This window comes from Rhodovulum iodosum (assembly GCF_041020385.1).
GTDB classification, from domain to species: Bacteria; Pseudomonadota; Alphaproteobacteria; order Rhodobacterales; family Rhodobacteraceae; genus Rhodovulum; species Rhodovulum iodosum.
Window position 1 is genome coordinate 504,712 of record NZ_JBEHHI010000003.1, and the last position, 24,095, is coordinate 528,806.

Genomic DNA, 24,095 nt, shown 5'->3' on the forward strand with positions numbered 1-24,095 from the left:
CGGCTCAATGAGGCGCAGTCTGCGGGCGGTCATGCTCGAACTCCCTCTCGATGGGGGCGGCGCCGAAATCCTCCGGCCGCGGGTGGTGGGGATGGGCCAGCACGGCGTTGGCGACCTCGAAAAGGAAGGCGCGCGTTCCGCGATAGCCCACGCGGCAGATATCCTGGGCGCCAAGCCGGTCGTTGACGGGAAAGCCCGCGCGGACCAGGGGCAGGTGCAGCGCGGCGGCGGCGTGCCGGCCATGGGCGTGCGAAATCAAGAGCGTGGCGCCGGCCGCGCGCGCGCCCTCTTCCAGATCGCCGAGATCGCCGAGGATGGCCTCTTCGGCCGGGATAAGATCGACGATCGGGTTGTGGTTCGACGTGGTCACGCAGCACACCGCCTCGGCCCCCAGTCCGGCCAGGGCGGAACTCAGCGCATAGGCAAGGTCGGGGTCGGCGGCGATGGCGTAGCGCAGCCCGCCGATCTGGAAATGGGCGTCGAGCATCGCATCCTGCAGGCGGGCCCGGTCGCATTTGACCGCCGGCGGTGCGTCGGCGATGCCGGCCACGCCGATCAGCGCATCCACGAAGGCGTCGACCGCCTTGAGCCCGGTCAGCGAGGTGAAGACCTGCACCGGCATATGGCCGCGTGCGCCCAGCAGGTGGGCCGCATCGGCCATGCTTTCGCCGATGGCGAAGGTGACCGCCGATTTCGCCATGGCCGGGATCGCATCCAGCGGTGTGCCGCCCAGCGAATGGCCCGACCAGTCATCGGCCAGATGCCCGTCGAGCGAGGACGACAGATCGGGCAGCACGATCGGCCGCAGCCCGAAGGCCCGGACGAGGCGGACGATCTCTTCGATTTCGGCCGGGGTCAGGTATGCGGCGGGCAGGATGTTGACCTGCCTGAGATCGGCATCGCGCCAGACCGGGTCGATCTCGGGCACCAGCGCGTCGATGATGGCGGTCACCGCCTTGGCCCAGCCGTCTTCCATCGCGCCTTCGAAATCGGGGGTCGAGGCGTAAACGACCTTGAGATCGGCCAGTTCCTTGCGCCGCTTCATGATCTCGGCCAGCTCGGCGGGCACATCCTCGCCCCGTGTCTCGGTCAGCGCGGTCGACGCGATGCCGATAAAGCGGGGGTTGGCCTTTTTCTTGAGGTTGACCAGCGCCTCTTCGATCTGCTCGGCGCCGCCGAGGATGGTGGACACCTCGTTCATCGCCGTGGTCTGCAGCGGGATCGATTCCTTGAAATGGCGCACCATGTGGACCATGGCAAAGGCCGTGCAGCCCTGGGCGCCGTGAAACAGCGGCACCGATTTCTCGATCCCGAGATAGGCCATGGCTGCGCCCAGGGGCGCGCTAGACTTCAGCGGGTTGGTCGATGCGGCGCGGCGTGGGCGGGTCAGGCGGGCCATCTCAGCAATCCTCGAAATCGGTGGGGTCGTTGGCGAAGCCCGAGACAGGGCATCGGTCGCGCAGCATGGGCCGGGGGCCGCCGGCGCGGCGGGCCTCGTCCCATGGCGCGGGGCGGCGCACATCCGCCCACATCGGGTTGTTGACCGAGCGGTCGATAGCGCGGACCAGATCGACCATGCCCATGTAGCCGGCGTAGGGCTCGTGCTTTTCCTGGTTGACGTCGACCCAGGGCACGCGGGCCTTGAGCGCGACGAACTGGCTGCGGGCGCCCGACATCAGGATGTCGGCCCCTGAGGCGCGCAGGGTCTTGTACATCTCTTTTGGCGCCATGTTCTCGAACATGTGGGTCTCGGTCCCCATGATCTCGGCGACGCGGGCCTTGTCGTTCTCGGTGGCCTTGCGCACCGAGGTGCCGACCACCTCCATCCCCAGTTCCTGCAACGCCGAGACGACCGACCAGCTTTTGTGTCCGCCGGTGTAGAGCAGCACGCGCTTGCCCGCGACCTTGGCGCGGTAGGGCTCCAGCTCGGCTCGGACCTTGGCCTCTTCCTCGGCGATCAGCGCCTCGCAGCGATCGAGCAGCGCGGCATCGGCACCGCGTTCGACCAGCATACGGCACATCTGGCGTAGCGCGTCGGACGTGTCCGAGATGCCGTAGAACGACCCCTCGAAGAACGGGATGCCGTAGGTCTCTTCCAACTGGCGTGCCAGCCCGATCAGGGCGTGGGCGCAGACCAGCATGGTGACGCGCGCCCGGTGCATCTGCGCCACCTGCTTGTAACGCGCATCGGCCGACAGAGAGCCCAGGATGCGGATACCGAGCTTGTCGAGCAATGGCTTCACCTGCCAAAGCTCGCCCGACAGGTTGTAATCGCCGATGATGTTGATGTCGTATTCGGTGGTGCGCTCGGGTTCCTGCGTGCCGATCACGTGGCGGAACATCATCTCGCCGCCCAGCTTGCAGCCGAGGTTTTTCGACCCCGCGAAACCCGGCACATCGACCGGGATGGCAGGCGTGCCGAACGCCTCGGTCGCGGCCTTGCAGACCGCCTCGATATCGTCGCCGATCATCGAGGTCACGCAGGTGGCGTAGACGAAAACGGCGGGGGGCCGGTGCTTTTCCACGATCTCGCGGATCGCGCGGTAGAGCTTTTTCTCGCCATGGCCCATGACGATGTCGAGCTCGGTCAGGTCGGTGGTAAAGCCGGTCTTGTAGATCATCGGACCGGAAGAGGCCGACCCGCGGTTGTCCCAGGCGTTGCCCTCGCAGGCCAGCGGCGCGTGCACCAGGTGGGCGACATCGACGATGGGCTGCAGCGTGATCTTGGCGCCGTCGAAGGCACAACCGCCCGCGGCGGCACCCGGGGTCAGCGGTTTGGCGCAGCCCTTCTTGCGGTCGTCGGCCGATTTCGCGCGGTTGGTCGCGCAGGCCGGCTCGTTGAATGCCTGTTGAACAGTGTCTTTCAGGGCGTCGGACATGGGCAGGCTCCGCGTTGCTACGGAAAGACGAAGCACGCTGCGTGCCAAGCACTGGCCGACCCGCCGGAAGCGGCGCGATTTCATGGGGTTGGGCACAAGGCGCCAGACGGGCACGCCGGCCAAGTTGCCCGCATTTGGCGTGTTTGTCGGGTCTGCGACACGCCCCGCAAGGGGCCCCGCGGGCCAAGCTGCGCCCCGGCAAGAAGGCGGGCCACGGCATAGGCGCAGCTCAAAAAGAAACGGCCGGTGCCTTGGCACCGGCCGGATCACGGAAATGCGGCGACCCCGATCACAGCGAGAGGAAAGGAAAACCGGGGCCGCCGGACCCTTAGCGGGTGAGATCGAACGAGATGTCGGTCTCGCCCAGGGTGCCCGTTTCGGCGTCGAGCTTGTCGAGCACCGTGTCGAGGATCTTGACCAGCACGTTCAGGCCGCCCTGATAGCCCCAGGTGGGGAAGCGGTGATGGTGGTGGCGGTCGAAGATCGGGAAGGTCAGGCGGATCAGCGGAATGCCGAGGTCACGCTCGAGGTACTTGCCGTAGCTGTTGCCGATCAGCATGTCCGTGGGCTCGGTCGCCAGGATCGAGCGCAGGTGCCAGAGGTCCTTGCCGGCCCAGACCTGGGCTTTCGCGCCGAAGGGCGAGGACGCCAGCAGCGCCTCCATCTTCGCCTTCCACTCCTTGCCGCCATTGGTGGCCAGGCAGTGGGTCGGCTCGCCGCCGGTCTCCATGACGAACCTGGCCATCGAATAGACGAAGTCCGGATCGCCGTAGATCGCGTAGGTCTTGCCATGCAGGTAGGACTGGCTGTCGGCCATCGCGTCGACCAGGCGGCCGCGCTCCTTGGTCAGGCTGTCGGGGATCGCCTTGCCCGACAGCTCGGACATCTTCATCAGGAATTCGTCGGTGCCCTGCACGCCCATCGGGTAGTGGAAGACCTCAGTGGCCTGGCCGGCTTTCTCGCAGACCTCAAGCGTCCGCTTGGTGCAGTATTCCTGCATAGAGACGGTGACCTTGGCATTCACCGCCGCCTTGACGTCGTCGAGCTTGGTGCCGCCGTCATACATGCGGAAATCGCCGTCCGACGGGGTGTCGTAGACATCCGACACGTCCGACAGGATGGTGTAGGTCACGCCCATCTCGCCCAGGATCCGGTTCAATTCGCGGATGTTGCCCACGGCGAACCCGTCGAAACCGGGGATAATGTTGATGCTGTCGGTTTCCTTGCGCTCGGCATCCTTCCAGAAGTGGCTGATGATGCCCTTCTGCATGTTGTCGTAGCCGTCGACATGGCTGCCGACGAAGGCAGGGGTATGCGCGAAGGGCACGTCGAAATCGGCCGGTACGCTTTCCTTTTCCTTCGCCTGGATGATGAAGGAGTTCAGGTCGTCGCCGATCACCTCGGCCATGCAGGTGGTCGAGACCGCGATCATCTTGGGCTGGTACAGCGCATAGGTGTTGGCCAGACCGTCGACCATGTTCACCAGACCGCCGAACACCGCCGCATCCTCGGTCATCGAGGACGACACCGCCGAGGCCGGTTCCTTGAAGTGGCGCGACAGGTGCGAGCGGTAATAGGCCACGCAGCCCTGCGAGCCGTGAACGAAGCTCATCGTCCCCTCATAGCCGGCGGCGGCGAAGACCGCGCCCAGCGGCTGGCAGGCCTTGGCGGGGTTGATGACCAGCGCCTCGCGGGCCAGGTTCTTTTCGCGGTAATCCCAGGACTTGGTCCAGTCGAGGATCTCGGTCACCTGGGGCGCGGGCGTCGCGTTTTCATATTTGGCCCGCTTGTTTTCGAGCATTTCCTTGTATTCGGGCTCGTGGAACAGCTTGGAGTGATCCAGCACTTTGTCTGCCGATTGGGGCATGTCACAGGTCCTTCTTCAGGCCCGTCCGCATTCCGGGACGCGGCCGAAAGGGTTAAGGGGATGCGGGGGCCCAAGGCCCCCGCCGGGGCCGTCAGGCCGATTTCTTCCAGGGCGCGTCGAACATGGCCCAAACGGGGTTGTTGATCGCAAGATCCATGTCGCGGGCGAAGATGGCGAAGCCGTCATAGCCGTGATACGGGCCCGAATAGTCCCAGCTGTGCATCTGGCGGAAGGGAATGCCCATCTTCTGCACCGGGTACTTCTCCTTGATGCCCGAGCCGACCAGGTCGGGGCGCATCTGCTCGATGAACTTCTCCAGCTCGTAGCCGGTCACGTCATCGTAGATCAGCGTGCCTTCCTTGATGTACTCGCCGGTGCGCTTGTAGTCGTCGCCATGGGCGAACTCGTAGCCCGTGCCGGCGATTTCCATGCCCAGGTCGTGATAGGCGGTCACGACGTGACGGGGGCGCAGGCCACCCACGTACAGCATGACCTTTTTGCCCTCGAGGCGCGGCTTGTACTTGGCCAGCACCTCGTCGACCAGCGGCTGGTACTTGGCGATGACCGCTTCGGCCTTGTCCTGAACGGACTTGTCGAACTTGGCGGCGATGGCGCGCAGGCTGGCGGCGATCTGGCTGGGTCCGAAGAAGTTGTACTCCATCCACGGGACGCCGTGCTTCTCTTCCATGTGGCGGCAGATGTAGTTCATCGACCGGTAGCAATGGATGAGGTTGAGCTTGGCCTTGGGCGCGTTTTCCATCTCGGCCAGCGTCGCATCGCCCGACCAGGAACCGACCACGTTCAGACCGATCTCTTCCAGCAGAATCCGGCTCGACCAGGCGTCGCCGCCGATGTTGTAGTCGCCGATGATGTTGACGTCGTAGTCGGTCGCCTCGTATTCCGAGCCCTCGCCCTCGAGCACCCAGTCACGGACGGCGTCGTTGGCGATGTGGTGGCCCAGCGACTGCGAAACGCCGCGGAAGCCCTCGCAACGGACCGGAACGATGGTCTTGCCGATGTCCTTCTTCTTCTTGCGGGCCACGGCCTCGATGTCGTCGCCGATCAGGCCGATCGGGCATTCCGACTGGACCGTCACACCATTGGCCAGCGGGAACAGCTCGTTGATCTCGTCGATCGACTTCTCAAGCTTCTTGTCGCCGCCGAAGACGATGTCCTTTTCCTGGAAATCGGTCGTGAACTGGAAGGTCACGAAGTTGTCCACACCGGTGGTGCCGGTGGCGTAGTTGCGCCGCTGGGACCAGGAATAGTGACCGCAGCCGACGGGGCCGTGGCTGATATGGACCAGGTCCTTGATCGGGCCCCAGACCACGCCCTTGCTGCCTGCATAGGCGCAGCCGCGGATGGTCATCACGCCGGGGACCGACTTGACGTTGGATTTCACCGTGTCGCATTTCGACACGATTTCGGTTTCGCCTTCTTCGACCGCGCCGGCCGTGGAAAGGTGCTTGGCGCGCTTCTTCTGCGCCTTCTTCGGATAGGCCGAGAGGACCTCTTCGATCATCTTCTCGTGCTCGGCCACGCTGTCTTCCAAATCTTTTGCCATCTCAGAGGCTCCTTGAGCGGGAGGGGACGGGCCGGCGGCGCTGCGCCGGCCCGTGCGGGACGGTGGCTTACGCCGACTTCGTTTCTTCCGCTGCGATCGCGGCGAGACGGTCTTCCTCGGACTGCATGATGCCGAAATCCAGGAGCATCTCTTCCAACTCTTCCATCGTCACCGGGGTGGGCACGACACCCTTGCCGGAATTGGCATGGATCTTCTCGGCGAGCTGACGGTATTCCTTGGCCTGATTGCACTCGGGCGAGTACTGGATCACCGTCTGGCGGCGCAGCTCGGCGTGCTGCACGGTGTTGTCGCGCGGCACGAAGTGGATCAGCTTGGTGCCCAGCTTCTTGGCCAGCTCTTCGGCCAGGTCCAGTTCGCGGTCGGTCTGGCGCTCGTTGCAGATCAGGCCACCCAGGCGCACGCCGCCCGAGTTGGCGTATTTCAAGATGCCCTTCGAGATGTTGTTGGCGGCGTAAAGCGCCATCATCTCGCCCGACATCACGATGTAGATTTCCTGCGCCTTGTTCTCGCGGATCGGCATCGCGAAGCCGCCGCACACAACGTCGCCCAGCACGTCGTAAGAGACGTAATCGACATCGTCATAGGCACCGTTCTCTTCCAGGAAGTTGATCGCGGTGATCACGCCGCGGCCGGCACAGCCAACCCCCGGCTCGGGGCCGCCGGACTCGGTGCACTTGATGCCCTTGTAGCCCACTTTCAGCACGTCCTCGAGTTCGAGATCCTCGACCGAGCCCATCTCGGCGGCCAGGTGAAGCACGGTGTCCTGCATCTTGGTGTTCAGGATCAGGCGGGTGGAGTCCGCCTTGGGGTCGCAGCCGACGATCAGGATCTTCTGATCCATCTCGACCAGCGCGGCCAGGGTGTTCTGGGACGTGGTCGATTTGCCGATCCCGCCCTTGCCATAAAAAGCGATCTGTCTCAGCGCGCTCATTGGGTCTTCCTTTGCAGCTAGATGTGTCCGGTGTCGCGAGAAGGCGTCGCGGCCGCTCTCGCCATCATGACAAGCAGGAAGCGTGCCAAGGCGGGATAAAACTTTTTCTTATTTATTTTCTGCGCCTTGCCGGAATTCCAGCATATCGCCGCCCGTGTGTCGAACCCGACAAAGACCCGACAAAGCCTCCCCAAACCCGATGTCGCGCAGGCCCCGCCGCTGCGCCTTGGGGTATTTGGACCAAGAAGAAGCCCCTGTGCATTTCTTCTTGGTCCAAATACCCGAAAAAGACGCGGCCCCCGGATGGGGGCCGCAACGCAAAGGCACGCGCGCGCCAGCGCGCTCACTTCGAAAAGCGCCGCTCAGGCCGGGGCGGCCAGGGCCTCGGCGACCGCCGACAGCGGCAAATCCAGCCGCTCGATGCCGAGCTCGTCGAGGAAACGGCGCTCCATGCGCGTCAGCTCGCCTTCGATGACCGCCGCGTGGCCCGTCGACGACCGCTTGGCGATCTGGCGGGCGAAGAGGCGCAGCATCTGGTCGTCGAACCGGCAACCCAGAAACAGGAAGGGCCGGCCGGTGCGGCGGGCCTGCACCTCTTCCGGTATGGGGGACTGGATGTCGATCTCGGTCAGAACCTCGACATAATCGCTGTCGGAGATCAGGAAGGAATGGCCCTCGCGGATCACGCCGTGCGGCTTGTAGAGCAGCACGTCCCAGGCGGGATCGGGCGTTTCGCCGACGAGCGTCAGGTCCGCGTCATAGGCGCAGGTCCATATCTCGTGCCACTCCCCGTTGCGGCTGACGCCCTGCACGAGGCCCCAGCCGGGCTGATCCTCGGCGCGGAACGCCTCGATCAGACCGCTGTCGTACCACGCATCGACGACCATGGGCGGGCGGACGCGGGCGAGCCAGCGATGCAGCGGGCCCGGCGCGGGGTCGCCGGCAAAGGCATCGAGGACGATGGACTCCAGGGTCTTGCGGAAGCGGCGGCTTTCGACGAATTGCGCCACTGACCACATGTTGCCGCGCGCGCGTTTGGGCGCGCGCACCCTGGCCTCGATCGCGGCGCAGAGCTCGGGCGGAGAGGCGGGCTGGCCGCCCCCGCCCAGCGCCGCAACGCCCGCGCCCAGGTAGGGCACGCGGCCGCCCTGGGCGACCTCGTCCAGCAGCGCGGAAAGCCGCTCCGCGGTCGCCATCGCGCTCATTCCGTCGACAGGCGGCGCGCGTCCACCGTGATCGGCATTTTCGGTGCCTCGTCAAAGGCGGGCATCTGGAAGGTCCAGCCGTTCGACAGCTTGGCCCAGCCGCCCCAGAGGCCCTCTTTTTCCTGTTCGACCACCAGTTCTTCGAGGTCTTTCTTGGGGACGTAGACCTCCGTGCCCTTGGGCGTTTCGCGGACCATGATCTTCATGTCGTACTCTCCTTGTCGAGGCTGTCGAGCTCGTCGCGGCGCATGCCGACGATGGAGCGGCTGTCCACGAACTCGACCGCGTAAATGTAGAATTGTTGCAGGAACGTTCCGATGTCGCGCACGTAGCCTTCTTCGCCCTTGCGCACGACGAACTCGCCGATATCGCAGCCCGGCACGGTACCGTCGTTGCGGATGTGTTTCTTGCAGCGCACCTTTTCGCCGGGCTCGAAGGCGGGGGGGCCGTAGATTTCGATCTCTCGGTCATCGGTCGACATCGGTTTCCCTTTCGGCTTCGGCGGAAAGCGCGGCCAGCCGCTCGGCGGCGGCCTCGCGCACGGGGGGGTCGGGGTCGTCGGCCAGGCGCCGCGCCAGCGTGGCATCGGCGCGTTCGGCCACCGCGTGCCGCACGCGCAGGTCGGCATCCTCGGCCAGCGCAGGCAGGTGGCGTTCGTCGATCCGCGCGGCCGCGGCCTGGCGCACCCGCGGCTCGGGGTCGGCGGCCAGGTGGGGCAGCCAGCGCGGCGCGATACGCCCGGCCACCACATGGCGGATCTCGGGGTCGGGGTCGCCCATCAGGATCGGCAGCACACCGGGGTCGGCGCGCCCTGCCGCGACCAGCCGCACATATGGGTCCGCGTCCGACAGAAGCGGCGCCAGGTCGGCAAAGGGCATGCGCCAGGCCAGCGCCACGCGCACCTCGCGGTCGGGGTCTCCCAGCGCGGCGCGGGCCTGGCCCGCGGGCAGGCGCAGCACGGCGACGCTGCGCACCGCCGGATCGGGATCGTCCAGAAGCGGGCGCTGGCGGAACAGGTTGGCCACCCGCGCCGCATTCGCGCGGGTTTCGCAATAGGGGTCGTCCAGGCAGGCATCGGCGGCGTCGGGGTTCATCATGAAAAACCGCGCGATCCGCGGCGCGTAGCGGTCGAAGGCGCAGGACCAGCCGGGACCGCATTGCCGCTGCCCCAGAAGGTCGGAAAACCGGCAGGCCGCGCAGTCGAGCGCCTTTCCCTGCCAGTCAACCGGGTCGGGGCCGCCGGGCATATCACGTCAGGCCGGAATGCAGGTGGCCGGCACCGGGCAAATCTCGGCGCATTGCGGGTTGTCGAACTTGCCCTCGCATTCGGTGCACATGTCCGGGTCGATGATGTAGGTCTCGTTCTTGAACTTGATCGCCGCGTTCGGGCATTCGAATTCACAGGCGCCGCACACGGTGCATTGGGCGGTCACGATCTTGTAGGCCATGGATAGCTCCTTGGTTTCCCGTCCGCGTGCAGTCAGGCGCTTTTTGCGGCCCGATCCGTCCGTGCGTTTTTCTGTTGCAGAACTGCGGCGATCGCCGTCTCGATATACTCTTCGCCCAGGCTGTCGATCGCCTCGATCCCCGCATCGGCGAGGCGCTTGCGCGGCCCGCCGCCGATCTTGGCGCAAAGCACGTAAGGCACGTCCTCAAGCACGCGGATGATCTCTTCCATCCGGTCCTCGTCGCCATAGCCGCCGAGGCAGTAATTATCCGCCCGGCGGTGGCCGACGAAGCGGATGCCCTCGGCATCGGCCTCGTACATCTGGAATTCGACCGCCTTGCCGAAATGCAGGTTGATCCGGCCGGAACCGCGGGTGCAGACGGCAAAGAGTGTGGGGGCATCGACCGCGTGAGCGGCGGCCTCTTCGGCGGTGCCGGCGGCGGCGGCGCGGTCCTGGCGCTCTTCGGCGACCCAGGCACGATAGGCGTCGCGCGCCTCCGGCGCGTCCTCGATCACCTCGGGCAGCTTGTCGAGGGTGAATTCCTGGCCCCGGTCCTCGCCCAGCAGGCCCACCGCGTCGGCCCGGCACTGGCGGCAATGGCGCATCAGGTTGGCGCCGTCGCCGCAGTCGTCCTGCACCTTCTTCAGCTCCGCCGCGGTGGGGCCGCGTTGGCCCGTCAGGCCGAAATGGGTGCCGTGCGCAGGGTCAGAGATCAGCGGCATGATGTTGTGCAGGAAGGCGCCGCGCTCTTTCACCGCCTTGTTGACCTCGACCATGTGGTCGTCATTGATCCCCGGGATCAGCACCGAGTTCACCTTTACCAGCACATCGCGCTCGGTCAGCATCTCCAGCGCCTGCAACTGACGGTCGCGCAGGATGGTGGCGGCCTCCAGCCCCGTGCGGCGCTTGCCCTGGTAAAAGATCCAGGGGTAAATCCTTGCCCCGATCTCGGGGTAGATCGCGCTGATGGTGATCGTCACGTGGTCGATGTTCATCTCGACGATCTCGTCGATATGGTCGGGCAGCGCGAGACCGTTCGAGGACAGGCACAGCTTGATGTCGGGCAGCTGCTCGGACACCAGGTCGAAGGTGGCCTTGGTGCGGCGCCAGTCATAGGCGGCGTCGCCCGGCCCCGCGATACCCAGCACCGAAAGCTGCGGCACCTCGGCGGCCACCGCCAGAACCTTGCGCGCGGCCTGCTCCGGCGTCAGCCGTTCCGACACCACGCCGGGGCGGCTTTCGTTGGCGCAGTCGTATTTGCGATTGCAGTAATTGCACTGGATGTTGCAGGCCGGCGCCACGGCGACATGCATCCGGGCGAAATAGTGATGCGCCTCTTCCGAATAGCAGGGGTGGTCCTTCACCTTGGCCCAGGTCTTGGGGTCCATATCCGCGGGCCCGGCGGACGAGCCGCAGGAGGACGCGCTGCACCCCCCCTTCTCCAGTGTCTCGCCCATCTCTTGCCGGTTCGAGACCGACAGGCCGGAAATCGGGATCAGGGGCGCGGACATGGGCAGTCTCCTTGGGCAGAGGGCATCACCGGAGCGATAAGCAGGAAGCGTGCCAAGCACCGAAAAGCGCCGTTCCCGGCGTCGGTTGGGAGTTATTGGGAGCATGGGCGGCGAAACGGCTGTCAGGGCCCCGACAGAGCGTCGCAAAGACGACAAACCGTGCCCGGTCTCGTCCGCGGGCCTGACATCTGGCTGACCGGGTGCGTCAGGAAGGTGTGAGGGGACATGTGCCATGGTGTCAGACATGCCGGCCAAACGCCGGTTCGGATCGAAACCAAGGAGGAGATGCCATGCTCACCCCATATGAGACCCGCATGCCGCGAACGGTGCGCCGCCCGGATACTGGCGGGCCCGCCCTTCGCCGGGGCATGTATCGCTGTCCGCACCAGTCGGGGCGCGACCGGCAGGCGCCCGACTGCCCCGCCACCTGGTGCGATGCCCCGTGGTCATCGGGCCAGACCCTGTGCCCGGCCGTGGACCCAGGCGCGGTCGGCTAGAACTTGCGTACTTCGATCCCGTGCTTTTTCAGCGCATAGCCCACCTGGCGCGGGGTCAGGCCAAGCAGGCGCGCGGCCTTGGCCTGCACCCAGCCCGAGCGTTCCATCGCGTCGACCAGCCGTGCGCGTTCGTCAAGCGGCGCGGCGGCAGCCGGCGCCGGCTGCACGGGCATCGGCGCCGGCATCGGCACCATCGGCACGACGGGGCGCTGGCCGCGGGCGCTGTCGATGACCGGCAGCGGCGGGCGGATCGCCGCCAGCCCACCGATCGGCGAGCCCTCGCCCGACTGCATCCGCCACAGCTCGGCCGACAGACAGGTGCCCTGCTGGCAGGCCAGTTCCTGCGCGGTGATCTCGGTGCCCGAGGACAGCGACGCAACGCGGTGAATGCAGTTTTCCAATTCGCGCACATTGCCGGGGAACTGGCAGCGCGCCAGCGTCTGCACCGCGTCCGGTGCCATGGACTTTTCCATCCCGTTCTGTGCGTTGAACCGGTCGAGGAAGGCCTGCGCCAATCGCGGCACATCCTCCAGCCGGTCGCGCAGCGGGGGCAGCACGATGGGCACGACGCAGATCCGGAAATAGAGGTCGGCGCGGAAATCGCCGCGGGCGACGGCGGTCTCAAGGTCCTTGTTGGTGGCCGTCACCAGCCGCACGTCGACCTTCAAAGTCTTCGCACCGCCGACGCGCTCGTACTCGCCTTCCTGCAGGATGCGCAGCAGCTTGGCCTGGAATTCCGGCCCTATCTCGCCGATCTCGTCAAGAAACAGCGTGCCCTTGTCGGCCAGTTCGAAGCGGCCCTTCTTCTGCGCGACAGCACCGGTGAACGACCCCTTCTCGTGGCCGAAAAGCTCTGATTCCAGCAGGCTCTGGCTCAGCGCGGCGCAGTTGACCTTGACGAAGGGCTTGTCGTGGCGATCCGACAGCGCGTGAACGGCCTTGGCGAACAGTTCCTTGCCGGTGCCGCTTTCGCCGCGCAACAGCACCGGCGTCTGGGTCGCGGCCACCTTGCGGATCTGGGCGATCACCGCCTTGATCGCGGGGCTGTCGCCGATGATGCCTTCGATCGGCTTGGGCGGCACGGTGGCCGGCGCGGCTGCCTTGTCGGTCGCGGCCCGCAGGGCAAGGCGCGCCTCTTCCATCAGCCGCTCGCGGTCGCGCGCGACGAGACGGCGGAACTTGATCGACTGTTCGAGGATCGAGGCGACCATGGTCAGCACCCGGAGGTCCTCGTCGAGATTGGTCGCGCAATCCTCGTCGAGGTCGCGCCAGGCGCCCAGCACGCCGATGACATAGGGCGAATGCACCTGTTCGCGAATCGGCACCTCGATCAGGGCAAAGCGATTGTGCGGCGCGCCCGCCGGCACTGCCTCGGGCCCCAGTTCCTCGACCGCATCGCACGAAACCAGCGCCACCCCGGTGCGGAACACCTGCCGCGTTGCGGCCACCGGCAGGGCGCCCGAGGCACCCGGCGTCCCCACGCCGCCCCGCGTGGTGGCCGCTATCACGAACGGGTTTACCGCCAGGCGTCCGCCCTCGGCCCCTCCCTTGTCGTCGAGCAGCGCCAGCGCGCCCATCTGCAGCCCCATGAATGAGGACAGCACGTTGAGCACGGACGGCATGACGGCGATCGGGTCGCTCGCCCCGGTCAGAATTTTCGCGGCCTCGCAAACGGTATCAAGGGGAAAGCGATCACACATTTCCCCTTGCGTTTGGCCGGTCTGGTCACGCAGACCCCCAGCAGAAACGCTCATGATTTCCTCTCATCTTCACGTAGAGGTTTGTAACAGTCCGCGCCGCTGTCCAGCGTGTTCACCGGGTCGCGACTCTTTTGACCGGTTCCAAATGGGCCGACGCGGCCACAACGCACGATTGACAGCCGGTTTTTGCTGCAGCGCCGCAAAAACTGGCAGGCTGTGCGCGGTACGCGGTCCGCGCACAGCGATTCGTGTGGAACTGTCAGCCCCTGCCGGGCCGCGTCCGGCGGCGGATCAGCACGTAGAAAAGCGGTACGAAAAGCACGCCCAGCACCGTGGCCGAGATCGTACCGCCCAACACGCCCGATCCGATCGCCGTACGACCGCCCGACCCCGCGCCCGAGGACAGGACCAGCGGCACAACCCCCAGCGAAAACGCCATCGAGGTCATGATGATCGGGCGGAAGCGCTGGCGCGCGGCCTCTTTCGCGGCGGTGAAGAGGTCCTCGCCGCCTTCTTGCCGGTCGCGGGCGAATTCCACGATCAGGATCGCGTTCTTGCCTGTCAGGCCGATCACGGTCAGCAGGCCGACCTGGAAGAATACCCCGTTCTCGAAACCGCCCAGCCAGGCCCCGACCAGCGCGCCCAGTACACCGATGGGCATCGCCAGCATCACTGCGAAGGGGATTGCCCAGCTTTCGTAAAGCGCTGCGAGGCAAAGGAAAATCGCCGCCAGAGACAGCGCGTAGAGCAACGGCGCCTGGCTGCCCGACTCGCGCTCTTCCAGCGACAGGCCCGTCCAGGCAAGGTTGAAGCCGGGCGGCAGCTGGCCGGCCAGCCGCTCCATCTCCAACATCGCCTCGCCGGTCGTCACATCCGGCGCGGGGCTGCCCTGCAACTGCATCGCCGGCACGCCGTTATAGCGGTTCAGGCCCTGGGGTCCGAAGGTCCAGCCGGCCTCGACAAAGTTGGAAAAGGGCACCAGCCCGCCGCTGGCGTTGCGCACGCGCCATTGCTCGATATCCTCGGGCGTCGCGCGATACTCTGCATCGCCCTGCACGTAGACCCGCTTGATCCGGCCCTGGTCGATGAAATCGTTCACGTAGGTGCCCGCCCAGGCCGTGGACAGGAGGTTGCCCACGTCGCTGGCGGTCAGGCCCATCGCACCGGCCTTGCGCCAGTCGATATCCAGGTTGAACTGCGCGGCATCCTCCAGCCCGCTGGGCCGGATCGAACCGATCTTGTCGCTTTGCGAGGCCATGCCCAGCAGCATGTTGCGCGCCTGCAAAAGCTCTTCGTGGCTTTGCCCGCCGCGCGCCTGGAGAAACAGGTCGAACCCGCTGACATTGCCCAGCTCGATCACCGAGGGCGGCACGATGGGAAACACCATCGCGTCGCGCACCTGGGAAAACGCGCCGAACGCGCGCCCGGCGATGGCCTGGACGCTCTGGTCGGGGCGCTGGCGCTCGCTCCAGTCCTTGAGCTGGACAAAGGCCAGACCCATGTTCTGCCCCTGCCCCGCGAAACTGAAGCCGACCACGCCGAACATCGAGTTCACGTTCTCGGATTCGGTGTCGAGGAAATGGTCCTCGACCTGCTTGACCACCTCGAGCGTGCGTTCGGCGGTCGCCCCGGTGGGGGCCTGGATCAGGGTGAAGAGAATGCCCTGGTCTTCTTCAGGCAAAAACCCGGTCGGCGTCTTGACGAACAGCCAGGCCATGGCGACGCCCATCATCAGGTAGATCACCCCTATACGCAGCGGCCGCCGGATGATGTATCCCACGCTGCCCGCATAGCCGCCCAAAAGCTTCTCAAAGCCGATATTGAACCAGCCGAACGGCCCCCGCCGGGTGTGCTGCGCATCCTTGCTGCGCAGGATCGAGGCGCAGAGCGCCGGCGTCAGCGTCAGCGCCACCACCACCGACAGCGCCATGGCCGAGACGATGGTGATCGAGAATTGCTGGTAGATCACGCCCGTCGAGCCGCCGAAGAACGCCATCGGCACGAACACCGCCGACAGCACCAGCGCAATGCCGATCAGCGCGCCGGTGATCTGTCCCATCGACTTGCGCGTGGCCTCGCGCGGGGAAAGCCCCTCTTCCTCCATGATGCGTTCCACGTTTTCGACCACGACGATGGCATCGTCCACCAACAGGCCGATGGCCAGCACCATGGCCAGCATGGTCAGCGTGTTGATGGAAAAGCCAAAGGCCGCCAGCACGCCGAACGTGCCCAGCAGGACAACCGGCACCGCCAGCGTCGGGATCAGCGTGGCGCGCAGGTTCTGCAAAAACAGCAGCATCACCAGAAACACCAGCGCGATCGCCTCGAACAGCGTCTTGACCACTTCCTTGATCGATATCTCGATGAAGGGCGTGGTGTCGTAGGGAACGACGTATTCGACGTTCTCGGGGAAGAAGCTGGCGAACTCCTCGACCCGCTCCTTGACCAGGCGCGCGGTGTCCAGCGCATTGGCCCCCGGCGCCAGCTGGATCGCCATACCCGCCGCGGGCTGGCGGCTGAACCGGCCGATGGTGGCATAGTTCTCGGCGCCGATCTCGACCCGCGCCACGTCTTTCAGCAGCACCAACCCGCCATCCGTCTCGGCCCTGAGCACGATCTGCTCGAAATCCTCGGGGGTCGACAGCAGCGACTGCGCCGTGATCGTGGCGTTCAGCATCTGGCCCTCGGGCGCGGGCCGCGCGCCAAAGGCACCCGCAGAGATCTGCGCGTTTTCCGACGACACCGCAGTGACCACATCGGACGGGGCCAGCTCGTAGGCGGCCAGCTTGGCCGGGTCGAGCCAGATGCGCATCGCGTATTGCGCCCCGAACACGCGGACGTTGCCGACGCCCTCGATCCGGCTGAACTCCTCGACCATGTTGGTGACCATGTAGTCGGAGAGGTCGACCTGTTCGAGCGCGCCGTCGGTCGAGATCAGCCCGATCACCATCAGGAAGCCGGACGAGGATTTCTGGACCGTGACGCCCTGGCGCTGCACCGTCTCGGGCAATAGCGCGGTGGCCTGGCTCAGCTTGTTCTGTACCTGCACCTGGGCGATGTCGGGGTCGGTGCCGGTCTCGAATGTCAGCTCGACCGAGGCGCTGCCGGCCGAGGTTGAGGACGACTTGATATAGCGCAGCCCGTCGAGCCCGGTCATCTGCTGCTCGATGATCTGGGTCACGGTGTTGGCCACGGTCTGGGCCGATGCGCCGGGATAGGCCGCCGACACGGTGACCGAGGGCGGCGCGATCTGCGGGTATTGCGCAACCGGAAGGCTGATGATCGACAACGCGCCGATGCCCATCAGGATGATCGAGATCACCCAGGCAAAGATGGGGCGATCGATGAAAAACTTGGCCATGCTCCGGTCCTACTCTGCAGCGGCGCGCTCTTCGGGCGCAACGGTCGCGCCCTCCGCGACCTTCTGAAGCCCCGCCACGATCACCCTGTCGCCCTCGCCCAGACCCTCGCTGACGATCCACTCGTTGCCCCGGTCCTTGAGCACGGTCAGCACGCGGGACTCGACCGTGTTCTCGGCATTCACGATCAGCGCGGTGGGTTCGCCGCGACGGTTGCGGCTGACGCCCTCCTGCGGCACCAGCACCACGTCGCTGGCCACGCCCGTGGGCATCTCGACCTGGACGTACATGCCCGGCAAAAGAAACTGGTCAGGGTTCGGGAAATCGATGCGCAGCGTCACCACGCCCGTCTGTTCATCGACGTAGGGTTCGGCCGCGGTCAGCGTTCCGGTATGTTCGTACCCCGCGCCGTCGGCCAATATCAGCGTCACGGTGCGGTCGGCCTCGCCCAGAGCGTCCAGCGTGTGGCCGCGGCGCCATTTCACGATCTCCGCGGCCGAGGCGGTGACGTCGACAAAAACCGGGTCGATCTTGCGGATCACCGCCAGCTGCTCGGACTGGCCGGCGGTGACCAACGCGCCCTGGGTGGTCAGCGACCGGCCCACGATGCCCGACAGCGGCGCGCGCACGGTGGTGCGGTCGAGGTCGATCTCGGCGGCCTGCAGATCGGCCTCGGCCACCTGCAGCGCGGCATCGGCGATGTCGCGCCCGGCGACCGCATCGTCCACGCTCTGGGCGCTGCCGACATCTCGGTCGAGCAACTCGATCGCGCGCTCGTAATCCTTCACCGCCGAACTCAGCGAGGCCTGGGCCTGGGCCACGGCGGCGCGCGCCGCGGCAACCTGGGCCTCGTAGCTGGCCGGGTCGATCCGGTAAAGCGCATCGCCCAGCTCGACCTCGGCGCCCTCGTCAAAGAGCCGCGCAATGATGATGCCGGACACCTGCGGGCGCACCTCGGCCACGCCCGAGGCCACCACGCGGCCAGGCAGCGTGGCGGTCAGCGTGACGTCCTGCCGCTCCATCGTCACCACGGTGACCGCGGTCGGCGGCCGGCCCTGCTGCGCCGCAGAGGCAGATGCGAGGCAGACGAGCAGGACGACAGCCGAAAAGCGGGCTGGAAGATGGGAGAGGACCATGGCCGGGCTCCGTTCGGGAGGGAAGACAAAGACATTGAGTCGTACGACGCGATCATATAGGAAACCGCATGGTTTCCGTATTGCCTTTGCTTGCGCAGCGCAAGGGCCTTGCCGCGTGCGGACTGTGCAGGAGGGCACAAGATCGTGACACGAGACGAGGGACGGATGGCCAGACGCGGGCGCAAGCCCCAGATGCCGCCCGAAGAGCGTGTGGCCGCGATCCTGGATGCAGCCGAGCGGGTGCTGGCCCGCGACGGGCTGCGCGGAGCCACGATGGCCGCATTCGCCGCCGAGGCGGGGATGTCGAAACGCACCCTTTACGGCGCGTTTTCCGGGCGTGACGCGCTGCTGGTCGCCTGCATGCGGCGGCTGCGTTCCTCGGTGATGCGCCCGCCCGGGCCCGGCGCGCAGGACCTTCCGCTCGCCGAGCGGCTATTCCGGCTCTTGCTGCCCGATCCCGCCTTCATGGCCTCGTCCCTGCCGATAGAGATCATCCGCGCGGTGATCGCCGAGGCGCCGCACCACCCCGAGTTGGCCGCGGCCTTTCTCGAAGAAGGCCCGCTCGCCGCGCACCGGCTGATCCGTGACGAACTGGAACGCGCGGCGGCGCGGGGCGAAGTGACGATTGACGATCCCGACTTCGCCGCGGTGCTGCTGCACGACATGGCCTATAACGGGCTTTTGGAAAAGCTGATCGCGCCGGAACGCCGGACCCCCGGTGCCGATACGGCAGCGGCGCGGCTGCGGACGGCGATCGCGGTGTTCCTGCACGGAATCTCGGCCGCGCGCGAGGTCTAGAGGGCGGCGCGGACACCTGGCCCGCGCGGCACAGGGTGGAAAATCGGCGCTGTCGGCTTTCCGACAATTGTCCGGGGAATGTCCGGCGATGTCCCGAAAGACCGCCAAAGCCCGGCCCTTCGGGACGTGGCACGTTTCTTGCCTCCCCTTGGACGGACACGCGTGACCGGTTCGAACCATGAAAACGCCGCCCGCGCCCCTGGGCACGGGCGGCCAGACAAGGAACATACGACATGGCTATTGTGACCTTTTCTTCCCCGCTGATGCACAAGGACAAGGCGGTCTACGCCATCGCGGGCGACACCAAGACGGCGCTGGCGCTGGCCGAGGAAAACAGGATCCCGATCCCGTTCGAATGCCGCGACGGCAATTGCGGATCCTGCCTGATCGAGGTCAGCTATGACGACCCCGAAACGAAAAAGGCGATCATGCTGACCGACAAGGAAAAAATGACGCTCAAGGAGCTGGGCAAGATCACCGCGGAAGAGATCGAGAATGCCGAGGTCAACGACATGCCGCCGCGCTATCGACTGGCCTGCCAGTTCATCGCCCGCGACGAGAACGTGACGATCAGCTTTACCGGCACGCCCGGCGGATCCGACTGAGCCAATGAATTTTCGTTGAAAATTCGGGTCCGGCCGCAGAGCGGCCGGACCGGGTGGGTATTTGAGCCAAGAAGAAGCAGGGGGTCGCGCCCGGATTGGCGCGCCGATTACCCTGTGCAGGCGGGTGCCGCCGCCCGGGCCGGCAGCGGCACGATCTCGACCGGCTCTGGGAACGCCTCTCCGGCGGGGTCGAGCCTGTCGGCCATCGCGGGCGTTGCCAAGAGCGCGCCGCTATCGGTGATCATCAGCACCGCCGACACGCCCATCGCCGCCGCGACGCGGGGCCAGCCGGCGCGCCCGGCCACGCTCAGCGCCGTGGCCGCCGCGTCGGCGCGGGCGCCATCGGTGTCGAGCACCGAAACCGAGACGATCTCGCGCACGGGATATCCCGTGCGCGGGTCGATGATATGGGCGAACCGTTCGCCGTCATGCTCGAAATAGCGTTCGTAGTTGCCGGAGGTGTAGAGCACCTCGCCGGGCCTCAGCGACACCGCGCCGACCGCCCCCCAGACGAAGGGATCGCGGATCGCCACACGCCAGGGCCGGTCGCCATGGGTGCCTAGAACATTGACATCGCCACCAGCGTTCAGCACCGCGTTCTCGATGCCGCGCGCGCGAAGATCGGCCGCGGCAAGGTCGAGCGCGGCGCCCTTGGCAAACCCGCCGAGGTCGAGCTGCACGGCCGGATTTGCCGAGCGGACCCGCGTGCCCTCGATCTGCAGATCGGTCATCCGCGGCCGGGCGGCCAACAGCGCCTCGATCTCGGCCCGTGCCGGCGGCGCGCCCTCTGGCGGGGTGTCGGCGTGAAACCCCCAGAGCCCTATCAGCCCGCCGATGGCAGGGTCGAAAAGCCCGCCGCTTTGACAGGCCAGGCGCCGGCCCGTGCGCAGAACGCCGGCCAGCCGGTCGTCCACATTTCCCGCATCGCCAGCAGCGATCGCCGCGTTCAGATCGCCCAGCGCACCGGGGCGCCAAGCGTGCCAGTCGTGGTGCAAGCTCTGCAACAGCCGGCCGACCGACGTTGTCGCGGCGCGGGCCGTGTCGCGGCGCTCTCCGCGGATTTCGATCTCGACCAATGTGCCGAAGACATACAGCGTTTCGCGGTGAACCTGCTCGACCCGCGCCGCCCGGACGGCAACCAGCAGAAGCGCGCAAAAAAGGACCAGGCCGAGCGCGATCAGCTTCGGCCGGGGCCGTGTCATGTTTGGGCCCGCTCCGGCGCCGGGATCACCTCGTCGATACTGAGCGCCGCGGCGATCCGACCGCGGCGGTCGGCCCGATGAACCGGCAGGAACGACAGCACCAGCACCGGCAGGCACGCGAGCGCGACCCAAAGATCGGACAGTCCGAGCGCCGAGAAGACCCCGGCGGCGAGAACCAAGGCCGCCGGCGGTAGCAGATAGGCCAGCCCCGCGGCCCCCAGAAAGGCGCCGCCGGACATCGAGACGACGACCTCGTCGCCCGGCGCGACGTCAGCGGTGCGCGGCAGGCCGATCTCGAGCGGGCCGGCGCCAGCAAGCTCTGCCAGCGCGCGCGCGCCGCAGCCGGCACGGGCCGCGCAGTGCGCGCAGCCCGACAACCGGTTCGCCTCCAGCCGGACGAGGCCGCCCTCGACCGCCGCAACCCGGAGCGTCTGGCGCAGGGTGCGCGTATCGTGGATGCCCGGGCCGGGCTGGCGGGCAAGCGGCGCGTCCGGCATCGACCTGGTCTTAATCGACCGGGGCAATGCAGCCGTCTTCCATGCAGGCGTTCAGGCATTGCGGCATGTCGTGATCGGGCTCGCACTCGGTGCACTTGTCGGCCTGGATCATGAAGATGCCCTTGTGGGGGATGATCGCCCCGGTGGGGCAGACGGATTCGCAGTCGCCGCAGGCGGTGCAGAGCATGCTGTCGATCTTCATGGCCATGGGTTGGTCCTTTCCTTGGGTGGTATTTGGGTCTGATGAGATACGTTCGCGTTTTCTTCTTGGGGCTCAGCCCGGCTTTACCTTCACCGTGCCGCCCAGCACCTGGCACTGGCAGGCCAGCCGGTCGTTTCGGCCGGCGAGGTTGTCTTTCAGCACGCGCGTTTCCAGCGCGGAGGGTTCAGAGAGGTTGTCCTGCCCCTCGATGATACGGGTGATGCAGGTGCCGCATTCGCCCTCGCGGCAGCCATAGGTGATGCCCGAGCCGATCTTTTCCGAGATCTCGATGATCCGCGTTCCCGCCGGCACGTTCACTGTCAACGCGACATCGGTGAAGGTCAGTTTCGCCTTGGCCATGGGGCCTCCTATTCGTGCTCAGCGCCCCAAGAGCGCGCTCATGTCGATTTCGCGTTCCACCGGACGGCCGGCGAGATGCGCGGCGAGCCGCCGGCCGAAATCGCGGCAATCTTCAAGCTCGTCGCCGGTCGGGTGCATCTTGATCCTCAGCCCCTGCTCGGGCACCCGCATCTTCAGACCTTGCATCCGCGCCTCGACCATGCCGACGGCCTCGCCCGTCCAGCCGTAGGATCCGAAGGCGGCGCCCAGCTTGCCCTTGGTCTCGATGTCGACGAGGCTGGAGAGCAGATCCCATACCGTGCGCACCGCGTCGCCGTTGATCGTCGGCGTGCCGATGGCCAGCCCGTCGGCCTCTTCGATCAGGTCGATGAAGGGGGTGACGTCGCCCCCCTGAATGTCGAAGAGCGACACGCGCACATCGTCGCTTTCGGCCGCGCCCTCGGTGATGGCCTCGGCCATCTGGGCCGTCGCGCCATAGGCCGACACGTAAAAGACCAGCAGCGTTTTCTCGGCCCCGGTCTCGCTGGCGAGCCGCTTGGTGATGAGCCGGCGGTAATGGGTGATGTATTCGCGCGGGTGCGCGCGCAGTACCGGCCCGTGGCCGGGCGCGATCATGTCGATCTCAAGCGGTTCGATCAGGTCCAGCGCCTCGGTCACGTAGCGTTTGAAGGGGCGCATGATGTGGTCGAAATAGTATTCGAAGGAAAACCGGAAATCGCCGACCTTGTCGTTGAAGAGCCGCGCGTCGCAATAGTGGCAGCCCAGCAAGTCGCAGGTAAAGAGCAGGTTCTGCTCTTCCAGGTAGGTGCATTGCGTATCGGGCCAGTGCACATAGGGCGTGGTCAGGAATCTCAGCGTCCGGTCGCCCAGCGAAACGGTGTCGCCGGTCTCGACCGTCGTGACCTCGTACCGCTCGAACTCGTCCTTGAGCAGTGCCCGCAGCACCTGCAACCCCCGCGGCGAGACGTAGATGTGGACATGCGGCGCGCGGCGCAGGAACTCGGGCACGGCCCCGGTGTGGTCGGGCTCGAGATGGTTGAGCACGAGCGTGGTGATCTCGTCATAGGGCACCACCTCTTCGAGCTTGGCGAAGAATTCTTCGGTGAACTCCTGCTTGACCGTGTCGATGACGGCAACGCCCGCGCTGCCGCGCACGACGTAGGAATTGTAGGTCGTGCCGTTGGCCGTCTTCAGGATGATGTCGAAGTTGCGCAAGGCCGGGTCCAGCGCGCCGATCCATGTAACACGGTCCGCAACCTCTTTCGGTCTTTGCAGCAAGGGACGCGCTGCGTCGGCCGTGGGGATGGCGGGGGCATCTGACGTCACTTGGGGGCACTCCGGGTTGGGTCGGTGTCACCGGATGTAAAGCAAGGAGCGTGCCAAGCGCGTGAACCCTGTGATCCCCCGCCGCTGGGGCACGCGGGGCGGCGGTTTTTCGGGATGGCGGGCCGGGCAGCCGGCGCATGTTTGGCCCAACTGTGCGACACGGCTGTTTGACAATGTCGGCTTTACAACATCGCCGCACGACCGTCGGCGCCGCGACACGCCCCCCGCGGGCACGGCCACAAGTTCAGTCAAGTCACGCGCGTCAAGGGGCCTTTTCGGGTGAGCGCATCCCCGCGCGCGGCCATTGGCACGGTTCTTGCTTCGATTGTGGCGAACACTCTCTCGACCCCGAAAAGGGCCGTCGCACGCGACAGCCAAGCGAAGGAGCCCGAACATGCCAGAGTTCTTCATGATCCTGCTCGGCACGGCGCTCGTGAACAACGTGGTGCTGGTCAAGTTCCTCGGGCTCTGCCCGTTCATGGGTGTGTCGCGCAAGATCGACGCGGCCATCGGCATGGGCCTGGCGACGACCTTCGTTCTGACGCTCGCCGCCGCGGCGAGCTGGGTGATCGAGACACTGATCCTCGTGCCCCTCGATCTGGGCTTTCTGCGCATTCTCAGCTTCATCCTGGTGATCGCGGCCATCGTGCAGTTCACCGAAGTCGTGCTGCGCAAGGTGTCTCCAGGCCTCTATCGCGCGCTCGGAATCTATCTGCCGCTGATCACGACAAACTGCGCCGTGCTGGGCGTCGCGCTGCTGAACATCCAGGAGGGGCACGACTTCGTCCAGAGCCTGCTCTACGGGTTCGGCTCGGCGCTGGGGTTCACGGGCGTTCTCGCGATCTTTGCGGGTATGCGGGAAAAGCTGGCGCAGCTTTCAGTGCCGGCGCCGTTTGCCGGTCCGCCGATCGCCTTCATCTCTGCCGGGCTCCTGTCCATGGCCTTTCTGGGCTTTGCAGGGCTGGTTCCGAACTGACTGAAAGGAAA

At 66.3% G+C, this 24,095-nt stretch carries 22 protein-coding genes; 3 read left to right on the top strand and 19 right to left on the bottom strand.

The features are described from left to right. Positions 1-4 precede the first annotated feature (4 nt). From nifN to Ga0609869_RS16620, 14 genes are all read right to left on the bottom strand, one after another. Positions 5-1,399: a nitrogenase iron-molybdenum cofactor biosynthesis protein NifN gene (gene nifN, locus Ga0609869_RS16555; RefSeq protein ID WP_125403592.1), complete on the bottom strand. Its 1,395-nt coding sequence runs from the start codon at positions 1,397-1,399 to the stop codon at positions 5-7. A 1-nt stretch (position 1,400) separates the two neighbouring features. Then, complete coding sequence (gene nifE / locus Ga0609869_RS16560; protein WP_125403593.1) at positions 1,401-2,879, bottom strand: nitrogenase iron-molybdenum cofactor biosynthesis protein NifE; 1,479 nt, start codon at positions 2,877-2,879, stop codon at positions 1,401-1,403. A gap of 328 nt (positions 2,880-3,207) precedes the next feature. Beyond that, positions 3,208-4,746, bottom strand: coding sequence for a nitrogenase molybdenum-iron protein subunit beta (gene nifK, locus Ga0609869_RS16565; protein WP_125403594.1), 1,539 nt, complete (start codon positions 4,744-4,746; stop codon positions 3,208-3,210). Positions 4,747-4,837: 91 nt separating this feature from the next. Further along, positions 4,838-6,310 (bottom strand): nitrogenase molybdenum-iron protein alpha chain, encoded by a 1,473-nt coding sequence (nifD, locus tag Ga0609869_RS16570; RefSeq protein ID WP_125403595.1) that lies wholly within the window; start codon positions 6,308-6,310, stop codon positions 4,838-4,840. A gap of 67 nt (positions 6,311-6,377) precedes the next feature. Further along, positions 6,378-7,262, bottom strand: coding sequence for a nitrogenase iron protein (nifH, locus tag Ga0609869_RS16575; RefSeq protein WP_125403596.1), 885 nt, complete (start codon positions 7,260-7,262; stop codon positions 6,378-6,380). Positions 7,263-7,624: 362 nt separating this feature from the next. Beyond that, complete coding sequence (locus tag Ga0609869_RS16580) at positions 7,625-8,458, bottom strand: SIR2 family NAD-dependent protein deacylase (protein WP_125403597.1); 834 nt, start codon at positions 8,456-8,458, stop codon at positions 7,625-7,627. A gap of 5 nt (positions 8,459-8,463) precedes the next feature. Beyond that, positions 8,464-8,673, bottom strand: a complete 210-nt coding sequence (nifT, locus tag Ga0609869_RS16585; RefSeq protein WP_125403598.1) for a putative nitrogen fixation protein NifT — start codon at positions 8,671-8,673, stop codon at positions 8,464-8,466. Then, a complete protein-coding gene (locus Ga0609869_RS16590; protein ID WP_125403599.1) occupies positions 8,670-8,948 on the bottom strand; it encodes a nitrogen fixation protein NifZ in 279 nt (92 codons plus the stop codon). The genes nifT and Ga0609869_RS16590 overlap by 4 nt, the downstream gene beginning before the upstream one ends. Further along, complete coding sequence (locus Ga0609869_RS16595; RefSeq protein ID WP_125403600.1) at positions 8,935-9,714, bottom strand: 4Fe4S-binding leucine-rich repeat protein; 780 nt, start codon at positions 9,712-9,714, stop codon at positions 8,935-8,937. The genes Ga0609869_RS16590 and Ga0609869_RS16595 overlap by 14 nt, the downstream gene beginning before the upstream one ends. Before the next feature lie 6 nt (positions 9,715-9,720). Continuing rightward, entirely contained in the window at positions 9,721-9,915 is a 195-nt protein-coding gene (locus Ga0609869_RS16600) for a 4Fe-4S binding protein (RefSeq protein ID WP_125403601.1), read from the bottom strand. Positions 9,916-9,947: 32 nt separating this feature from the next. Further along, a complete protein-coding gene (nifB, locus tag Ga0609869_RS16605; protein WP_125403602.1) occupies positions 9,948-11,426 on the bottom strand; it encodes a nitrogenase cofactor biosynthesis protein NifB in 1,479 nt (492 codons plus the stop codon). Positions 11,427-11,919: 493 nt separating this feature from the next. After that, positions 11,920-13,677, bottom strand: coding sequence for a nif-specific transcriptional activator NifA (gene nifA, locus Ga0609869_RS16610; protein WP_438826888.1), 1,758 nt, complete (start codon positions 13,675-13,677; stop codon positions 11,920-11,922). 205 nt (positions 13,678-13,882) lie between these two features. Further along, positions 13,883-16,984 (bottom strand): efflux RND transporter permease subunit, encoded by a 3,102-nt coding sequence (locus tag Ga0609869_RS16615; protein WP_125403604.1) that lies wholly within the window; start codon positions 16,982-16,984, stop codon positions 13,883-13,885. Positions 16,985-16,993: 9 nt separating this feature from the next. After that, positions 16,994-18,118 (bottom strand): efflux RND transporter periplasmic adaptor subunit, encoded by a 1,125-nt coding sequence (locus Ga0609869_RS16620; protein ID WP_125403605.1) that lies wholly within the window; start codon positions 18,116-18,118, stop codon positions 16,994-16,996. 144 nt (positions 18,119-18,262) lie between these two features. Here Ga0609869_RS16620 and Ga0609869_RS16625 point away from each other — a divergent pair, with 144 nt between their 5' ends. Beyond that, on the top strand, positions 18,263-18,916 hold the full coding sequence (locus tag Ga0609869_RS16625; protein WP_125403606.1) for a TetR/AcrR family transcriptional regulator C-terminal domain-containing protein: 654 nt from the start codon (positions 18,263-18,265) through the stop codon (positions 18,914-18,916). Between the two features lie 233 nt (positions 18,917-19,149). Then, positions 19,150-19,521: a 2Fe-2S iron-sulfur cluster-binding protein gene (locus tag Ga0609869_RS16630; protein ID WP_125403607.1), complete on the top strand. Its 372-nt coding sequence runs from the start codon at positions 19,150-19,152 to the stop codon at positions 19,519-19,521. 107 nt (positions 19,522-19,628) lie between these two features. Here Ga0609869_RS16630 and Ga0609869_RS16635 read toward each other — a convergent pair whose 3' ends face one another. The 5 genes from Ga0609869_RS16635 to Ga0609869_RS16655 all read right to left on the bottom strand — a co-directional run bounded on the left by Ga0609869_RS16635 (position 19,629) and on the right by Ga0609869_RS16655 (position 23,108). Next, positions 19,629-20,723 (bottom strand): FAD:protein FMN transferase, encoded by a 1,095-nt coding sequence (locus Ga0609869_RS16635; RefSeq protein ID WP_125403608.1) that lies wholly within the window; start codon positions 20,721-20,723, stop codon positions 19,629-19,631. After that, positions 20,720-21,220 (bottom strand): SoxR reducing system RseC family protein, encoded by a 501-nt coding sequence (locus tag Ga0609869_RS16640; RefSeq protein ID WP_125403609.1) that lies wholly within the window; start codon positions 21,218-21,220, stop codon positions 20,720-20,722. Before Ga0609869_RS16640 ends, Ga0609869_RS16635 begins: the two co-directional genes overlap by 4 nt. Before the next feature lie 10 nt (positions 21,221-21,230). Further along, entirely contained in the window at positions 21,231-21,428 is a 198-nt protein-coding gene (locus tag Ga0609869_RS16645; RefSeq protein ID WP_125403610.1) for a 4Fe-4S binding protein, read from the bottom strand. 66 nt (positions 21,429-21,494) lie between these two features. After that, positions 21,495-21,782, bottom strand: coding sequence for a 2Fe-2S iron-sulfur cluster-binding protein (locus Ga0609869_RS16650; protein ID WP_125403611.1), 288 nt, complete (start codon positions 21,780-21,782; stop codon positions 21,495-21,497). 18 nt (positions 21,783-21,800) lie between these two features. Then, positions 21,801-23,108, bottom strand: coding sequence for an FprA family A-type flavoprotein (locus tag Ga0609869_RS16655; RefSeq protein ID WP_438826889.1), 1,308 nt, complete (start codon positions 23,106-23,108; stop codon positions 21,801-21,803). Positions 23,109-23,502: 394 nt separating this feature from the next. On the opposite strand from Ga0609869_RS16655, the gene rsxA reads away from it, so the two are divergent. Beyond that, complete coding sequence (gene rsxA / locus Ga0609869_RS16660) at positions 23,503-24,084, top strand: electron transport complex subunit RsxA (protein WP_125403612.1); 582 nt, start codon at positions 23,503-23,505, stop codon at positions 24,082-24,084. The last annotated feature ends 11 nt before the right edge of the window (positions 24,085-24,095 follow it).

Bases quoted from the DNA above. Each gene is read 5' to 3' on its own strand.
- nifN (WP_125403592.1), bottom strand. From the start codon at position 1,399: ATGGCCCGCCTGACCCGCCCACGCCGCGCCGCATCGACCAACCCGCTG.
- nifE (WP_125403593.1), bottom strand. From the start codon at position 2,879: ATGTCCGACGCCCTGAAAGACACTGTTCAACAGGCATTCAACGAGCCG.
- nifK (WP_125403594.1), bottom strand. From the start codon at position 4,746: ATGCCCCAATCGGCAGACAAAGTGCTGGATCACTCCAAGCTGTTCCAC.
- nifD (WP_125403595.1), bottom strand. From the start codon at position 6,310: ATGGCAAAAGATTTGGAAGACAGCGTGGCCGAGCACGAGAAGATGATC.
- nifH (WP_125403596.1), bottom strand. From the start codon at position 7,262: ATGAGCGCGCTGAGACAGATCGCTTTTTATGGCAAGGGCGGGATCGGC.
- Ga0609869_RS16580 (WP_125403597.1), bottom strand. From the start codon at position 8,458: ATGGCGACCGCGGAGCGGCTTTCCGCGCTGCTGGACGAGGTCGCCCAG.
- nifT (WP_125403598.1), bottom strand. From the start codon at position 8,673: ATGAAGATCATGGTCCGCGAAACGCCCAAGGGCACGGAGGTCTACGTC.
- Ga0609869_RS16590 (WP_125403599.1), bottom strand. From the start codon at position 8,948: ATGTCGACCGATGACCGAGAGATCGAAATCTACGGCCCCCCCGCCTTC.
- Ga0609869_RS16595 (WP_125403600.1), bottom strand. From the start codon at position 9,714: ATGCCCGGCGGCCCCGACCCGGTTGACTGGCAGGGAAAGGCGCTCGAC.
- Ga0609869_RS16600 (WP_125403601.1), bottom strand. From the start codon at position 9,915: ATGGCCTACAAGATCGTGACCGCCCAATGCACCGTGTGCGGCGCCTGT.
- nifB (WP_125403602.1), bottom strand. From the start codon at position 11,426: ATGTCCGCGCCCCTGATCCCGATTTCCGGCCTGTCGGTCTCGAACCGG.
- nifA (WP_438826888.1), bottom strand. From the start codon at position 13,677: ATGAGCGTTTCTGCTGGGGGTCTGCGTGACCAGACCGGCCAAACGCAA.
- Ga0609869_RS16615 (WP_125403604.1), bottom strand. From the start codon at position 16,984: ATGGCCAAGTTTTTCATCGATCGCCCCATCTTTGCCTGGGTGATCTCG.
- Ga0609869_RS16620 (WP_125403605.1), bottom strand. From the start codon at position 18,118: ATGGTCCTCTCCCATCTTCCAGCCCGCTTTTCGGCTGTCGTCCTGCTC.
- Ga0609869_RS16630 (WP_125403607.1), top strand. From the start codon at position 19,150: ATGGCTATTGTGACCTTTTCTTCCCCGCTGATGCACAAGGACAAGGCG.
- Ga0609869_RS16635 (WP_125403608.1), bottom strand. From the start codon at position 20,723: ATGACACGGCCCCGGCCGAAGCTGATCGCGCTCGGCCTGGTCCTTTTT.
- Ga0609869_RS16640 (WP_125403609.1), bottom strand. From the start codon at position 21,220: ATGCCGGACGCGCCGCTTGCCCGCCAGCCCGGCCCGGGCATCCACGAT.
- Ga0609869_RS16645 (WP_125403610.1), bottom strand. From the start codon at position 21,428: ATGGCCATGAAGATCGACAGCATGCTCTGCACCGCCTGCGGCGACTGC.
- Ga0609869_RS16650 (WP_125403611.1), bottom strand. From the start codon at position 21,782: ATGGCCAAGGCGAAACTGACCTTCACCGATGTCGCGTTGACAGTGAAC.
- rsxA (WP_125403612.1), top strand. From the start codon at position 23,503: ATGCCAGAGTTCTTCATGATCCTGCTCGGCACGGCGCTCGTGAACAAC.